Annotated in this window: 12 protein-coding genes; 8 read left to right on the top strand and 4 right to left on the bottom strand. The window is 64.8% G+C overall.

Annotated elements, in window-relative coordinates; genetic code table 11:
• Positions 1 to 4: 4 nt before the first annotated feature.
• Complete coding sequence (locus DFO68_RS04190) at positions 5 to 853, bottom strand: prepilin peptidase (protein WP_243726408.1); 849 nt, start codon at positions 851 to 853, stop codon at positions 5 to 7.
• 148 nt (positions 854 to 1,001) lie between these two features.
• Between DFO68_RS04190 and nagZ the strand changes: the two genes are divergently transcribed.
• Together nagZ and DFO68_RS04180 are read left to right on the top strand one after the other, a co-directional pair.
• Positions 1,002 to 2,015 (top strand): beta-N-acetylhexosaminidase, encoded by a 1,014-nt coding sequence (nagZ, locus tag DFO68_RS04185; RefSeq protein ID WP_133482355.1) that lies wholly within the window; start codon positions 1,002 to 1,004, stop codon positions 2,013 to 2,015.
• Positions 2,016 to 2,055: 40 nt separating this feature from the next.
• Positions 2,056 to 2,634, top strand: a complete 579-nt coding sequence (locus DFO68_RS04180) for a hypoxanthine-guanine phosphoribosyltransferase (RefSeq protein WP_133482353.1) — start codon at positions 2,056 to 2,058, stop codon at positions 2,632 to 2,634.
• Positions 2,635 to 2,808: 174 nt separating this feature from the next.
• On the opposite strand, the gene DFO68_RS04175 is transcribed toward DFO68_RS04180, so the two are convergent.
• Positions 2,809 to 4,497 (bottom strand): AMP-binding protein, encoded by a 1,689-nt coding sequence (locus DFO68_RS04175; RefSeq protein WP_133482351.1) that lies wholly within the window; start codon positions 4,495 to 4,497, stop codon positions 2,809 to 2,811.
• A gap of 96 nt (positions 4,498 to 4,593) precedes the next feature.
• Entirely contained in the window at positions 4,594 to 5,037 is a 444-nt protein-coding gene (locus DFO68_RS04170; RefSeq protein ID WP_133482349.1) for a MerR family transcriptional regulator, read from the bottom strand.
• Between the two features lie 178 nt (positions 5,038 to 5,215).
• On the opposite strand from DFO68_RS04170, the gene DFO68_RS04165 reads away from it, so the two are divergent.
• From DFO68_RS04165 to DFO68_RS04145, 5 genes are all read left to right on the top strand, one after another.
• Positions 5,216 to 6,382, top strand: coding sequence for an acyl-CoA dehydrogenase family protein (locus tag DFO68_RS04165; RefSeq protein WP_133482347.1), 1,167 nt, complete (start codon positions 5,216 to 5,218; stop codon positions 6,380 to 6,382).
• 10 nt (positions 6,383 to 6,392) lie between these two features.
• Positions 6,393 to 7,547, top strand: a complete 1,155-nt coding sequence (locus DFO68_RS04160) for an enoyl-CoA hydratase/isomerase family protein (protein ID WP_133482345.1) — start codon at positions 6,393 to 6,395, stop codon at positions 7,545 to 7,547.
• Between the two features lie 66 nt (positions 7,548 to 7,613).
• A complete protein-coding gene (gene mmsB, locus DFO68_RS04155) occupies positions 7,614 to 8,516 on the top strand; it encodes a 3-hydroxyisobutyrate dehydrogenase (RefSeq protein WP_133482343.1) in 903 nt (300 codons plus the stop codon).
• Between the two features lie 300 nt (positions 8,517 to 8,816).
• Positions 8,817 to 9,998 carry an acyl-CoA dehydrogenase gene (locus DFO68_RS04150; RefSeq protein ID WP_133482341.1) on the top strand — a complete coding sequence of 394 codons (1,182 nt, stop codon included), beginning with the start codon at positions 8,817 to 8,819 and terminating at the stop codon, positions 9,996 to 9,998.
• Positions 9,999 to 10,142: 144 nt separating this feature from the next.
• A complete protein-coding gene (locus tag DFO68_RS04145; protein WP_133482339.1) occupies positions 10,143 to 11,348 on the top strand; it encodes a CaiB/BaiF CoA transferase family protein in 1,206 nt (401 codons plus the stop codon).
• Between the two features lie 136 nt (positions 11,349 to 11,484).
• On the opposite strand, the gene ppsR is transcribed toward DFO68_RS04145, so the two are convergent.
• A complete protein-coding gene (ppsR, locus tag DFO68_RS04140) occupies positions 11,485 to 12,318 on the bottom strand; it encodes a posphoenolpyruvate synthetase regulatory kinase/phosphorylase PpsR (protein ID WP_133482337.1) in 834 nt (277 codons plus the stop codon).
• A 271-nt stretch (positions 12,319 to 12,589) separates the two neighbouring features.
• Here ppsR and ppsA point away from each other — a divergent pair, with 271 nt between their 5' ends.
• Positions 12,590 to 14,962 (top strand): phosphoenolpyruvate synthase, encoded by a 2,373-nt coding sequence (gene ppsA, locus DFO68_RS04135; protein ID WP_133482335.1) that lies wholly within the window; start codon positions 12,590 to 12,592, stop codon positions 14,960 to 14,962.
• Positions 14,963 to 15,066 lie beyond the last annotated feature (104 nt).

The raw sequence follows: 15,066 nt of genomic DNA, 5'->3' as shown, positions 1-15,066 counted from the left end.
CTCACTACAGCAGCCCGGTATACAGCGCCATCAGCGGCTCACCGGCGAGCAGGGCGATCCAGCCGGCCATCACCAGCCAGGGCCCGAAGGGCAGGGGCGCACCGCGCAGGCGCGGGATCGCCAGCTGGATTAGGATGCCCACCACCGCTCCCGCCCCGGCGGAGAGGATCAGCACCAGCGGCAGGTATTGCCAGCCCAGCCAGGCGCCCAGGGCGGCCAGCAGCTTGAAATCACCATAACCCATGCCCTCCTTGCCGGTCACCAGCTTGAACAGCCAGTAGAAGCTCCACAGCACGAGGTAGCCGGCCATGGCACCGATCACTGCTGAGGGCAGCATCAATGGCTGGAACAACAGCTGGTAGAGCAGTCCCGCCCACAGCAAGGGCAGGGTGAGAAGATCCGGCAGTAGCTGGGTGCGCAGGTCGATCACCGCCATGGCCAACAGCGCTAGGCAAGCTCCGAAAATGAACAGCCCCTCAAGAGTCGGCCCGAAGAGCGCCAGCACCGCCACGGCCAGCGCGCCGCCGGCGAGTTCCACCAGCGGATACTGCGGGCTGATGAGCGCCTGGCAGTAAGCACAGCGCCCGCGACGCTTGAACCAGCCCAGTAACGGAATATTGTCGTGCCAGGCGATAGGAGTCTGGCAGCGCGGACACTGCGAACGCGGGGTCATCAGGTTGAAGGGCGACGTGTGTTCCGGGGGCAATTCCAGCGCCTCGCGGGCCTCGGCGCGCCAGCCGATCATCAGCATGACCGGCAGACGGGTGATCACTATGTTGAGGAAGCTGCCCAGGCACAGGCCCAGCACGACCGCCAGCGGCCAGAGCAAGAAGGGGGAGAGATCAGTAAGCAAGAGGTGACTCCTGTGCAGTCGGATCCGCTTGCTTATTGTATCGGCGGATGACGTCGAATGCCCGGTTACTCTCCCGCTGCGGATGGGCTGTCCCGTGCCGCGGCGATGGTCTAGAATCGGCTCCCTTTCATCTGCCAGGGACACGACCATGACCCAGAGGCTCGGACCGGTGATGCTGGATCTGGAGGGCCAGCGTCTGACGCCCGAGGAGCAGACGCTGCTGATGCGCCCCGAGGTCGGAGGCGTGATCCTGTTCGCCCGTAACATCGCTTCCGCCGATCAGGTTCGCACCCTGTGCGACGAGATCCGTTACCTGCGCCCCGATCTGCTGCTGGCGATCGACCAGGAGGGAGGGCGGGTCCAGCGTCTGCGCGAAGGCGTCACGCGCCTGCCATCCATGAGGCGCCTGGGCCGCGACTTCGCCCAGCAGCCCGAGGTGACGCTGCGTCTCTGCCAGGATGCTGGCTGGCTGCTGGGCATGGAAATGGCGGCCTGTGGCCTCGATCTCTCCTTCGCGCCGGTGCTCGATGTGGACGGCAGGGGGGGCTGCGTGATCGGTGATCGCAGCTTCTCCGCGGATCCTCGGGCGGTGGCTCGCCTGGGGGGGGGCTTTATCGATGGTCTGCACGAGGCGGGCATGGTGGCGGTGGGCAAGCACTTCCCCGGCCATGGCGGCGTGGCGGGTGACTCCCATCACGAGTTGCCGGTGGATGAGCGTCCCCTGGCCGCCTTGCGCAGCCATGACCTGCTGCCCTTCGCCGAATTGGCACCGCGCCTCGATGCGGTGATGCCGGCCCATGTCGTCTATGCCGACTTCGACCATCGCCCGGCGGGTTTCTCACCGGCCTGGCTCGGCATGCTGCGTGAGAGCCTGGGCTTCAAAGGCGTAATCTTCTCCGATGACCTGAGCATGGCTGCTGCCGCGAGCGCCGGCTCGCCCACCGAGCGGGCCCGGCTGGCGCTGGCCGCGGGATGCGACATGCTGCTGGTGTGCAATGATCGTGCTGCCACCCGCGAGGTGTTGGATGCCTGCCAGGTACACCAGGTGCGGCGCATCGCCAGGCTTCGCTATGCTCGCGCCCGCCCCGACCTTCAGGCGTTGGGGGCCTTGTCGCGCTGGCGCCGCGTCCATGCGCGGCTCGAGGCGATGGCCACCGGCTGATGCAATCTCCTTTTTTGATTCCCCCCAAGAGCCGACGACAATGCCCCGACTCGATGCCGATTCCCTGCCCCGCCTGGCCGACATGCGTGATGTCATGGACAATGCCGACTGTCTGATCTCACAGCGCGAGGTCGAACGTGCGCTGGACCGCATGGCCGACGAGATCACCCGCGACTTGGGTGACCGCCTGCCGGTCTTCTACTGCGTGATGAACGGCGGTCTGATCACCACCGGGCACTTGCTGACCCGGCTGGGCTTCCCGCTGGAGGTCGACTATCTCCACGCCACCCGCTATCGAGGTGGCCTGCGTGGCGGCGAACTGTTCTGGCGGGTCTCCCCGGAGGTGCCGATGGCCGGTCGTCACGTGGTAATCGTCGATGACATTCTCGACGAAGGCGCGACGCTTGCCGCCATCCTTAACTACTGTCGGCAGGCCGGGGCTGCGAGCATCGCCACCGCGGTGCTGGTCGACAAGCAGCACGACCGCAAGGCGGTTCCCGGCTTGAGGGCTGACTACTGCAGCCTGAACGTCACCGACCGCTATGTCTTCGGTTTCGGCATGGACTACCAGGGGTACTGGCGCAATGCCCCAGGTATCTATGCGCCCAAAGGACTATAAGCTGGAAGCTGGAAGAGCGGCACGACGCGCCTGAAAGCTGGAAGAACCCTGCTTCGCCGGGTGCTGTAAGCGTTACGCCGTAGGCCACAAGAAGACTCCGCGGGCCTTTGGGACTGCGGGGTCTTTTCCTCCAGCTTCAAGCTAACGGCTTACCGCTCCCGGGCGCAGCCCGGGTCACAGTCCCAGCTCGTGGGTGGCTTCCTCGCGCATCTTGAACTTCTGGATCTTGCCGGTGACGGTCATCGGGAAGTCGTCGACGAACTTCACGTAGCGAGGAACCTTGTAGTGGGCGATCTGCCCCTTGCAGAAGGCCTTGAGCTCCTCCTCGCTGAGCGACTCGCCTTCGCTCAGCTTGACCCAGGCCATCACTTCCTCGCCATATTTTTCGTCGGGCACGCCGATCACCTGCACGTCTGAGATGGCCGGGTGGGTGTAGAGGAAGTCTTCGACCTCGCGCGGATAGATATTCTCGCCGCCGCGAATGATCATGTCCTTGATGCGCCCGACGATCGCCACATAGCCCTCGTCGTCCATGGTGGCAAGGTCACCGCTGTGCATCCAGCCGGCCCGGTCGATGGCCTTGTCGGTGGCTTCCTGGTTCTCCCAGTAGCCGAGCATCACGCTGTAACCGCGGGTGCATAGCTCGCCGGTCTCGCCGCGGGGCACCACGGCGCCGGTATCGGGGCTCACCAGCTTGACCTCCAGGTGAGGGTGAATGGTGCCCACGGTGGTAACTCGCTTCTCCAGCGGCGCATCGGTCTGGGTCTGGATGCTCACCGGGCTGGTCTCGGTCATGCCGTAGCTGATGGTGACGTCCTGCATGTTCATGCGATCGATGACCTTGCGCATCACCTCGATGGGGCAGATGGAGCCGGCCATGATGCCGTTACGCAGGCTGGATAAATCGAAGGTCTCGAAGGCCGGGTGCTCCAGTTCGGCGATGAACATGGTCGGCACGCCGTAGAGGGTGGTGGCCTTCTCCTCGGAGACGGCACGCAGCGTCTGCTCAGGGTCAAAGCCGTCGCCCGGGTAGATCATGGTGGCGCCGTGGGTCACACAACCCAGGTTGCCCATCACCATGCCGAAGCAGTGGTAGAGCGGAACCGGGATCACCATGCGGTCGGTCTCGCAGAGGTCTATGGTGCGCGCTACGAAGAAGCCATTGTTGAGGATGTTGTGGTGGGAGAGGGTGGCTCCCTTGGGTGCCCCCGTGGTTCCCGAGGTGTACTGGATGTTGATTGGGTCATCGAACTGCAGGCTGGCCTGGACATCGGCCAGGTGGTCCGCGGACACCTCCTCGGCATGGGTCAGCATCTGCGGCCAGGTCAGCATACCGGTCAGCGCGCGCTCGGCATCAAGGCAGATCACCCGCTTGAGTTCGGGCAGGCGCTGACAGGAGAAGTTGCCGGGAGCACCATCGCGTAGCTCCGGGGCGAGCTCCGCCAGGGTGGCGACATAGTCCGAGGCCTTGAAGGCGCCCTGCAGCACCAGCGTCGAGGTGCTCGACTGCTTGAGTGCATACTCGAGCTCATGGGTGCGATAGCTGGGGTTGATATTGACGAGAATGGCGCCGATCTTCGCTGTGGCGAGCTGGGTGATGGTCCATTCCGCGCAGTTGGGCGACCAGATACCGACTCGGTCGCCCTTGTCCACCCCCAGGGCGATCAGCGCGCGTGCCGCCTGGTTGACGGTTTGCTGCAGTGCCTTCCAGCTGTAACGCAGCTCCTGGTGGCGGCTTATCAGGGCATCGCGCTCGGCGAAACGTGCCACGGTGTCGTCGAAGCAGTCGCCGATGGTCTGGCCTTTGAGAGGTGTGTCGCTGATGCCGCTGACATAGCTGATCGATTGATGTTGGCGTGTCATGGTGTTTCTCGTCTTGTTGTGGCCTGTGCCTGTGGGCGTGAAACGGGTGATGACGTCGTGGTCCGCTTAGGCGGCGCCGGGTCGCCTGTTCGATGCTCATGCCTCCTGGCCGAGTCCGCGCAGTACCTGCCGGGCACGTTGGTCGACGTCATCGATCTCCTTGCGCATCAGGCGGATATCCTCCAGCTGACGCTCGAGGTTGTCGCGCTTTTCGGCCAGTATCTCCAGCAGGCGCCAGAGCTGGCGTGCGTTGCCGTCGGGCATGGCGTCGTACATCGTCACCACCTCGCGGATCTCGGCCAGCGAGAACCCCAACCGCTTGCCGCGCAGAGTGAGTTTCAGGCGCACCCGATCCTTCTCACGGTAGATGCGCTTCTGTCCCTCGCGGTACGGCGCCAGCAGGCCTTCCTGTTCGTAGAAGCGGATGGTGCGTGGCGTGACCTCAAACATCCTCGCCAGCTCGCCGATGCTGTAGTGTCGGTGCTGGCGGGGCAGGGCCTCCTGGCTGGCCTCGTTGGCCGGGGCGCTTGTCTGTGTCATGACATCGATCCTGTGAGCGGGTGGTGAACCGGCGGTTTCTCACCTCGTCTGGCAACCCTAAACGAGGTTTACGTTAACGTAAAGTGCTTGTTCGACCAAGGCGTGATATGGGATAAACCTAGCAAATGCTAGGTTGGCGTCAGCCATTTCCCCCATTGTTGAACAAGAGGGTTTCCCCATGGACTTCTCCCTGACCGATGACCAGAAGGCGCTGGCCGCGGCGGCTGCCGATTTCGCCAGGGCCGAGCTCGCCGAGCATGCCGCCGACTGGGACGCGCGCTCCCACTTCCCGGTGGACGTCATCCGCCGGGCCGGCGAGGCGGGCTTTCTCGGCATCTATACCCCGGAAGAACATGGCGGCCTGGGCCTCTCGCGCCTCGAGGCCTCGCTGATCTTCGAGCAGCTGGCCCAGGGCTGCATCTCCACCACCGCCTACCTGACCATCCACAACATGGTGACCTGGATGATCGCCAGCTGGGGCGACGATGCCCTACGCCAGGCCTGGGTGCCTGCCATGGTGGCCGGCGAAGCGCTCGGCTCCTACTGCCTGACCGAGCCTGGCGCCGGCTCCGATGCCGCCAGCCTGCGCACCAAGGCGGTGCGCGAGGGCGACGAATACCTGATCAGCGGCTCGAAGATGTTCATCTCCGGCGCGGGGGCCACCGAGGTGCTGGTGGTGATGGCGCGCACCGGCGCGCCCGACAGTGGCGCCGGCGGTGTCTCGGCGATCGTGGTGCCGGCCGATGCGGCAGGAATCGAATACGGCAAGAACGAGGAAAAGATGGGCTGGAAGAGCCAGCCGACGCGGCTGGTCAGTTTCGACGGTGTGCGGGTGCCGGTCACCCATCGCCTGGGCGCGGAGGGCGAGGGCTTCCGGTTTGCCATGAAGGGCCTCGACGGCGGGCGTCTAAACATCGCCAGCTGCTCGCTGGGGGCGGCCCAGCAGGCATTAACCCTGTCGCGGGACTACCTTGCCGAGCGCAAGCAGTTCGGCCGTGAGCTCTCGCAGTTCCAGGCCCTGCAGTTCAAGCTTGCCGACATGGCCAGCGAGTTGACTGCCGCACGGCTGATGGTGCGTCACGCCGCCTGGCGTCTCGATCAGAACGATCCCGAGGCTACCGCCCACTGCGCCATGGCCAAGCGCTTCGCCACCGACATGGGCTTCACCGTCTGCAACGAGGCCCTGCAGCTGCATGGCGGCTATGGTTACATCCGTGAGTACCCCCTGGAGCGCATGGTCCGTGATACCCGGGTGCATCAGATCCTTGAGGGCACCAACGAGATCATGCGCTTGATCGTCGCCCGTCGCCTGCTGGCCGACGGTGTCATTGAATCCTTACAGTAGGAGATCCTGGATGTCGGACCTTGCAGTGCTCTTCGACGAGCTACCCACCCGCGATGGCGGCCGCATCGGCATGGCCACTCTCAACGCCCCGAAGTCGCTCAACGCCCTGTCGCTGGAGATGATCCGCCAGCTCGACGCCAAGCTCGAGGCCTGGGCGGTGGACCGCAGCGTGGTGGCGGTGTGGCTCGAGGGCAGCGGCGACAAGGCCTTCTGTGCCGGTGGTGACGTGGTGGCCCTCTACCGTTCGTTGACCGAGCAGGACGAGAACCGCAGTGTCGACCGTGACGGTCTGTTCGCCGAGACCTACTTTTCGGCAGAGTATCGCCTTGACTACCGCATCCACACCTATCCCAAGCCGCTGTTGGTGTGGGGTGATGGCATCGTCATGGGCGGTGGCCTGGGCCTGATGGCCGGCGGCTTCCAGCGCCTGACCACCGAGACCACGCGCATCGCCATGCCTGAGATCACTATCGGTCTCTATCCCGACATCGGGGCGAGCTGGTTTCTGGGCCGCATGCCTCCCGGAATAGGAGCCTACCTGGGCCTGACCGGCGCCCAGCTCAACGCCCGCGACGCCCTGGACCTGGGGCTGGCCGACCGCTTTATTCCGCGTGAGCGTCGCGAGGCGTTGATCGGCGCCCTGAAGGAGGCCGATTGCGGCGACCGCAGCCTGCCGGCCCTGCGGGCTGGGGTGCAGACAGTGCTCGATGACCACGAGGAGCGCCGCGCCATGCCGGCCGGCCAGGTGTGGCCGCATCTCGACCATCTCCAGGCGCTGGTGGGGCGGGTGGATGCCGCTACGGCCGTCAAGCGCATTTTGGGCGATACCAGCGATGACGCCTGGCTCGCCGCCAACCGCGCACGTCTCCAGGTCGGTAGTCCGATGACGGCCCAGCTGGTATGGCACATGCTCGAACGCCACGCCCACACCAGCCTCGCCGACGCCTTCCGTGACGAGCTCGGCCTGTCGGTGCAATGCTGTTGCCAGGGAGACTTCGTCGAAGGGGTGCGCGCCTTGCTGATCGACAAGGATAAGTCGCCGCACTGGCAGCATGCCAGTGTCGCCGGGGTGCCCCAGGCCGACATCCAGGCGCTGTTGACCCCGCGCTGGTCCAGTGAGTCTCATCCTTTACGCGACCTCGGCGTCGGCCATCGGGTCGGGTAGGGGCGGGCCAGTCTTGCGCACTGCCGCCAAAGCATTCACGAGATCCATCATTAAGGAGCACAGCGTATGAACATCGCCTTCATCGGCCTTGGCAACATGGGCGCGCCCATGGCCACCAACCTGGTCAAGGCCGGCCATGACGTCAGCGTTTTCGACCTGGTTGAGAGCGCCATCCAGTCACTAGAAGGGCAGGGCGCACGGCGCGCCGCCAGCGCCGAGGCGGCCGCCAAAGGGGCGGATGTGGTGGTCTCCATGCTGCCGGCCGGGGCGCACGTCAAAGGGCTCTATTTGGGGCGCGACGGCACGCCGGGGCTGCTCGATACCCTCGAGGGAGCGCCGCTGCTGGTCGACTCCTCGACCATCGCCCCGGACGATGCCCGCCTGGTGGCGGCGGCCGCCGCCGAGCGCGGCTTCACCTACCTGGATGCCCCGGTATCGGGCGGTGTGGGCGGCGCCCAGGCGGGCACCCTGACCTTTATCGTCGGCGGCGATGCGGCCGGTTTCGACAAGGCCAAGCCGCTGCTCGAGGCCATGGGCAAGAATATCTTCCACGCCGGCGAGGCGGGGGCCGGTCAGGTGGCCAAGATCTGCAACAACATGCTGCTGGGCATCCTGATGTCGGGCACCGCCGAGGCCCTGGCGCTGGGCGTGAAGAACGGTATGGACCCGGCCGTGCTCTCCGAGATCATGAAGCAGAGCAGCGGGGGTAACTGGGCGCTCAACGTCTACAACCCCTGGCCCGGGGTGATGGAGGGCACCGCCGCTTCGCGGGACTACCAGGGCGGCTTTTTGACCGACCTGATGGCCAAGGACCTGGGGCTGGCCTGGGAGTTGGCGCTGGGCTCGAAGTCCACCGTGCCGATGGGCTCCCAGGCGCGCAACCTCTTCGCCCTGCACAGCGCCCAGGGCAGTGGCCAACTCGACTTCTCCAGCATCCAGACCCTCTACCGCCAGGGCGAGGAGAAGTAAGCACCGAGCGGCCAAGCGGCCAAGGAAACCCTCCAGCAGAGTAAACTGCTGGAGGGTTTCCTTTTCCGTCGAGACCCGGCATGAGCGTACCCGCTTTTCCGTCCTCCTCCCTTGCATCACGATCCCGCCACGCGCGGGCCATGCAACTCTCGGGGCAGACGCTTCGTGCTGACCGTGCCGCTGGCCTGGGTAGCGGCTGGCCGACGTACGCCGACCACGCGGGACTTGGCAGAAAGCTGCATCTGGTCTACATTCATTCAAAATGTAGAAATTATCTGTTCGCTACGCGAGGATTCCCCCATGAGCCAGATCACCCCCGTCACCTGGGACGACCCCTTCCGCCTCGTCGACCAGCTCTCCGAGGACGAGCGCATGGTCCTGCAGACCGCCCACGACTATTGCCAGGAGAAGCTGCTGCCGCGAGTGCTGGAGGCCAACCGTCACGAGCGCTTCGAACGCGAGATCATGACCGAGATGGGCGAGCTGGGCCTGCTTGGCGCGACCATCGACGGCTACGGCTGCGCGGGACTGAACTACGTCAGTTATGGCCTGATTGCCAGAGAAGTAGAGCGCGTCGACTCCGGCTACCGCAGCGCCATGAGCGTGCAGTCGAGCCTGGTGATGTACCCGATTCATGCCTTCGGCAGCGAGGAGCAGCGCGAGAAGTACCTGCCCAAGCTGGCCAGCGGCGAGTGGGTGGGGGCCTTCGGCCTCACCGAGCCCGACCATGGCTCCGACCCCGGCGGCATGAGTACCCGTGCCACGCGCACCGACGGCGGCTGGCGGCTCAACGGCACCAAGACCTGGATCACCAATTCGCCCATCGCCGACGTCTTCGTGGTCTGGGCGCGAGATGACGAGGGGGTAGTTAACGGCTTCATCCTCGAGAAGAGCATGAAGGGGCTCTCGGCACCCAAGATCGAGGGCAAGTTCAGCCTGCGCGCCTCCATCACCGGCCAGATCGCCATGCAGGACGTGGAAGTCTCCGATGACCAACGCCTGCCGAACGTCACTGGCCTCAAGGGCCCGTTCTCCTGCCTCAACCGCGCCCGCTACGGCATTGCCTGGGGCACCATGGGGGCCGCCGAGGCGTGCTGGCATGCGGGGCGCGACTATACCCTGGAGCGCAAGCAGTTCGGCCGTCCCTTGGCCGCCAACCAGCTGATTCAGAAGAAGCTCGCCGACATGCAAACCGAGATCGCCCTGGGCTTGCAAGCGGCACTGCGCGTGGGTCGCATGATCGACGATGGCCAGCTGGTGCCGGAGGCGATCTCGCTGATCAAGCGCAACAACTGCGGCAAGGCGCTGGACATCGCTCGGGTGGCCCGCGACATGCATGGCGGCAACGGCATCAGCGATGAGTACCACGTGATCCGCCACGTGATGAACCTCGAGGCGGTCAATACCTACGAGGGTACCCATGACGTCCACGCGCTGATCCTCGGGCGTGCTCAGACCGGTATCCAGGCCTTTACCGGCTGATGCACCAGAACGCAATCGGCTGAAGATAACGCGGGGCGCCGGGGGTAGGCCGAAGAATAGGAGGTCTAAGCACCATATTCATAACGCCTGCTCGACGGTCCGGCGCTTGTTTTGGATCGGCCCCGAGTGAGCAAGGAGCTGCAGATGAGCAAACCGTTGGACGGCATCACGGTGCTCGACATGTCGCGGGTACTGGCCGGCCCCTGGGCCGGCCAGCTGCTGGCCGACCTGGGCGCCCGGGTGATCAAGGTCGAACACCCTTCGCGCGGTGACGATACCCGTGGCTGGGGCCCTCCCTGGCTGACCGGAGAGGATGATGCCGAGCGGGTGGCGGCCTATTTTCTGTGCGCCAACCGCGGCAAGCAGTCGCTGGCCGTGGACATCGCCACCGAGGGTGGACAGGCGCTGGTCCGGGCACTGGCGAAGGGCGCCGATATCCTGCTCGAGAATTTCAAGGTCGGCGGGCTGGCTCGCTATGGCCTCGACTACCCCAGCCTGCGGGCGCTCAACCCGCGCCTGATCGGTTGCTCGATTACCGGCTTTGGCCAGGACGGCCCCTATGCCCATCGGGCCGGCTACGACTTCATGATCCAGGCCATGGGTGGCTTGATGAGCCTGACCGGCGAGCCCGATGGCATGCCCATGAAGACAGGCGTGGCGATTACCGACGTGATGACCGGACTCTATGCCAGCGTAGGGGTGCTCGCCGCCCTTCAGGAGCGCGCGCGCACCGGCCAGGGGCGGCATATCGACCTGGCACTGCTCGACGTGCAGGTGGCCACCCTGGCCAACCAGGCGCTCAATGCGCTGGTTGAAGGCCGTTCTCCCGAGCGCCATGGCAACGCCCATCCCAATATCGTGCCCTACCAGGCGTTCGCCTGTGGCGATGGCCATCTGGTGCTCACTGTGGGCAATGATGCCCAGTTCGCGCGTCTCGCCGAGCTGCTGGGTCATCCCGAGTGGGCCGAGGATCCCGCCTATGCCACCAATGGCGCTCGGGTAGGCAACCGGCAGGTGCTGGTCTCGCTCATCCAGAAGATCCTGCTCGAGCGGGGCCGTGATGAGTGGTTGGCCGAGATGGAGGCGCGTGGACTCCCCGCCGGACCCATCAACACCCTGACCGAGGTCTTCGACGACCCTCAGGTACGCCATCGCGGCCTACACCGGACGCTGCGGCGTGGCGATCTAGAGGTGCCCCAGGTTGCCAACCCTCTGCGCTTCGACGGCGAATCCGTCACCAGCGAGGTGGCCCCACCCCGGCTCGGTCAGGACAGCGATGCGATTCTCGCCGAGATGGGTCTCTCGTCCGAGGATATTGCCAAGCTCAGACAGGCAGGCGTGGTCAGGTAAGAAACTAACTGGCGGTGCCGTGGACAGGTTGTAGCGGAGGTCTACGCCAGGGATGGTGTCGGTAGCGCCCACGGATGGGGTCACAGCGCCTTCGCGTAGACCTGTTGCCGGTTATCCGCATGCTGGTCCCAGGCGCCTATCTGGGCGAAAACCGTCGTGTCAGTCCCGTCTCGGCGATCATCCGGGTAGAGATCTCCTCTACGGAAAAGCGGGTGGTGTCGATATAGGGAATATGCATTTGGCGATAGAGGCCCTCGGCCTGCTCGACCTCCTGGACACATTGGTCCATGGAGCTATACCGGCTATTGGGTCGGCGCTCGTGGCGGATCGCCGCCAGCCGGCGCGGGTCGATGGTCAGCCCGAACAGCTTATGGCGATGCGGAACCAGCACCTTGGGTAGCTTGAGGGTGCCGTTCTCGTCCTGGTCGTCCTCGGTGAGCGGGTAGTTGGCGGCACGGATGCCGAACTGCAAGGCCAGGTAGAGCGAGGTGGGGGTCTTGCCGCAGCGCGAGACCCCCACCAGGATGATGTCGGCCTTGTCATACTGATGGGTGCGCGCTCCATCGTCGTTGTCCAGGGCGAAGTGCACCGAGTGGATGCGGTCCATGTAGACATCGTCGCGGCCGATGGCGTGGGTGCGACCCACACTGTAGGAGGAGTGCGCTTCCAGCTCCTCCTCCAGCGGCTTGAGGAAGGTCGAGAAGATGTCGACCTTGAAGCCTGGGGCCTGACGGATCACCTCGCGGATCTGCTCATCGACGATGGTATCGATAATGATCGGCTGCTCGCCATCGCGCACCGCCGTGGCCTCGATGATCGCCACCAGGGTACGGGCTTTCTCCAGGGAGTCGATATAGGGCTTGGTGAGCATGCGGATCTCGACGCTCTCGAACTGAGCGAGCAGGCTGCGACCCAGGCTTTCGGCGGTGATGCCGGTGCCGTCGGAGATAAAAAAGGCGGTGCGCGTCATGGCATGTCGCTGTGTGGCGAAGATCAAGATACGCCATATTGTCGGTGCTGGACGGGGTTGGGACAAGCAGTGGCCTTGCGCTCCTCGCGACGCTGTCCGAGTGGCGTGTCGGCGGACAACCCCCGCTGTTGTAAAAATCCTCCAGTGACTTCGATGTTAGACCAATGGCGAATATGGCAGGCCGCTGGTAGAGTCACCGCCATTCCTCATGCTTGAGTTCTGCGCGGCCTACCGGCATGAGGCACCCGTCGTCGATATCCTGGGAGGTCTCATGGACGATTACATTCAGTGGTTCGATCAATTGGGCATGGACGATGTTGAGCGGGTCGGGGGCAAGAACGCCTCCCTCGGTGAGATGATCTCCAAGCTGTCTGGCGCGGGTGTTACCGTCCCTGGCGGTTTCGCCACCACGGCACACGCCTACCGCGAATTCCTCTCCCACGAAGGACTCAACGAGCGCATCAACCGCCGGCTCGCCGCGCTGGACGTCAATGACGTGGCCGAGCTGGCGAGGGCTGGTGCCGAGATCCGCCAGTGGGTGATTGATACGCCGCTGCCGCCAACCTTCGAGCGCTACCTGCGCGAGAGCTACCAGACGCTCGCAGCGATGCATCCCCACCTCAAGGTCGCCGTGCGCAGCTCGGCCACCGCCGAGGATTTGCCAGATGCCTCCTTCGCCGGCCAGCAGGAGACCTTCCTCAACATCGAGGGCTTCGATAACATCAAGCGCGCCGTGCATGAGGTCTTTGCCTCGCTGTTCAACGACCGCGCCATCTCCTATCGCGTGCATCGCGGCTATGCCCACGAGAACGTGGCGCTGTCGGCGGGCATCCAGAAGATGGTGCGCTCCGAGACCGGCGCCTCAGGCGTCATGTTTACCCTGGATACCGAATCCGGCTATCGCGATGCCGTTTTCGTCACCGCCTCCTGGGGGCTGGGCGAAACCGTGGTGCAGGGGGCGGTGAACCCCGATGAGTTCTATGTCCACAAGCCGACCCTGGCGGCGGGCCGCCCGGCGGTGCTGCGCCGCAACCTCGGCTCCAAGCTGATCAAGATGGTCTACACCGACGACACCAGCGCCGGCAAGTCGGTGGCCACGGTAGACGTGCCGCTGACCGACCGAGTACGCTTCTGCCTCGATGATGAGCAGATCATGGCGCTGGCCCGTCAGGCGGTGACCATCGAGACGCACTATGGCTGCCCCATGGACATCGAGTGGGCGCTGGATGGCGACGACGGTGAGCTCTACATCGTCCAGGCGCGCCCCGAGACGGTGGTCTCCCAGCAGGAGGGCGGCAAGCTCGAGCGCTTCCAGTTGAAGGAGAAGGGCCGCACCCTGGTCGCCGGCCGGGCTATCGGCCAGCGCATTGGTCGTGGCGCGGTCAAGGTGGTGTTCTCCCCGGATGACATGGCGAAGGTCAACCCCGGGGATGTGCTGGTCACCGACATGACCGACCCGGACTGGGAGCCGATCATGAAGCGCGCCTCGGCGATCGTCACCAACCGGGGCGGTCGCACTTGTCATGCGGCGATCATCGCCCGCGAGCTGGGTATTCCCGCGGTAGTTGGCTGCGGTGACGCCACCGAAGCGCTGGACGATGGGCGCGACGTCACCGTCTCCTGCGCTGAGGGGGATACCGGCCACGTCTACGAGGGGCTGCTGGAGTTCGACCGTCGCGTGACCAGCGTCGACGCCATGCCCGAGATCCCCTTCAAGATCATGATGAATGTCGGCAATCCGGATCGTGCCTTCAGTTTCGCCGGCCTGCCCAATGCCGGGGTCGGCCTGGCGCGTCTCGAGTTCATCATCAATCGCATGATCGGGGTGCATCCCAAGGCACTGCTCGAGTACGACACCCTGCCCGCCGATCTGCAGCAGACCATCGACCTGCGGACCGCCGGCTACTCCGACCCAGTGGCGTTCTACGTCGACAAGCTGGTCGAGGGCATCTCCACCCTGGCCGCTGCCTTCTTTCCGCAGCGAGTCATCGTGCGCTTGTCGGATTTCAAGTCCAACGAGTACGAGAACCTGATCGGCGGCAAGCTCTACGAGCCGGGGGAGGAGAACCCTATGCTTGGCTTTCGCGGAGCGTCGCGCTATATCTCCGACTCCTTCCGCCCTTGCTTCGAGCTGGAGTGCCGCGCCCTCAAGCGGGTGCGCGAGGAGATGGGGCTCGACAACGTCGAGATCATGGTGCCTTTCGTGCGCACCACCGACGAGGCTCGCGAGGTGGTCGATCTACTGGCCGCCAACGGTCTTGCACGTGGCGAAAACGGCCTTAAGGTGATCATGATGTGCGAGCTGCCGGCCAACGCCCTGCTGGCCGAGGAGTTCCTCGAGCACTTCGATGGCTTCTCCATCGGCTCCAACGACCTGACCCAGCTGACCCTGGGGCTGGACCGCGACTCCGGTATCGTTGCCCACCTGTTCGACGAGCGTAACCCGGCGGTCAAGAAGCTGCTGGCCATGGCCATCCAGGCCTGCCATGCCCAGGGCAAGTACATCGGCATCTGCGGCCAGGGGCCGTCGGATCATCCAGACCTGGCCAAGTGGCTGATGGAGAAGGGGATCGACTCGGTGTCGCTCAATCCCGATGCGGTACTCGAGACCTGGTTCATGCTGGCCGGCGAGACCCTTGGCTAAGCTGGTTTTCGTGATCAGCGCGTGATGACACCCGGGCTCTTTGTCCGGGTGTCTTGCTTCATGCACGTCCCTTGCACGATGGAGGTCTAGACTGAGCTTGGATG

The sequence above is a fragment of the Halomonas ventosae genome (genome assembly GCF_004361885.1).
GTDB classification, from domain to species: domain Bacteria; phylum Pseudomonadota; class Gammaproteobacteria; order Pseudomonadales; family Halomonadaceae; genus Halomonas; species Halomonas ventosae_C.
Note: the sequence above shows the minus strand (reverse complement) of the source record. Positions and strands in the feature narration are given on the sequence as shown.

Excerpts from the sequence above, each read along its gene's own strand:
- nagZ (WP_133482355.1), top strand. The coding sequence starts at position 1,002 with ATGACCCAGAGGCTCGGACCGGTGATGCTGGATCTGGAGGGCCAGCGT.
- DFO68_RS04180 (WP_133482353.1), top strand. The coding sequence starts at position 2,056 with ATGCCCCGACTCGATGCCGATTCCCTGCCCCGCCTGGCCGACATGCGT.
- DFO68_RS04175 (WP_133482351.1), bottom strand. The coding sequence starts at position 4,497 with ATGACACGCCAACATCAATCGATCAGCTATGTCAGCGGCATCAGCGAC.
- DFO68_RS04170 (WP_133482349.1), bottom strand. The coding sequence starts at position 5,037 with ATGACACAGACAAGCGCCCCGGCCAACGAGGCCAGCCAGGAGGCCCTG.
- DFO68_RS04165 (WP_133482347.1), top strand. The coding sequence starts at position 5,216 with ATGGACTTCTCCCTGACCGATGACCAGAAGGCGCTGGCCGCGGCGGCT.
- DFO68_RS04160 (WP_133482345.1), top strand. The coding sequence starts at position 6,393 with ATGTCGGACCTTGCAGTGCTCTTCGACGAGCTACCCACCCGCGATGGC.
- mmsB (WP_133482343.1), top strand. The coding sequence starts at position 7,614 with ATGAACATCGCCTTCATCGGCCTTGGCAACATGGGCGCGCCCATGGCC.
- DFO68_RS04150 (WP_133482341.1), top strand. The coding sequence starts at position 8,817 with ATGAGCCAGATCACCCCCGTCACCTGGGACGACCCCTTCCGCCTCGTC.
- DFO68_RS04145 (WP_133482339.1), top strand. The coding sequence starts at position 10,143 with ATGAGCAAACCGTTGGACGGCATCACGGTGCTCGACATGTCGCGGGTA.
- ppsR (WP_133482337.1), bottom strand. The coding sequence starts at position 12,318 with ATGACGCGCACCGCCTTTTTTATCTCCGACGGCACCGGCATCACCGCC.
- ppsA (WP_133482335.1), top strand. The coding sequence starts at position 12,590 with ATGGACGATTACATTCAGTGGTTCGATCAATTGGGCATGGACGATGTT.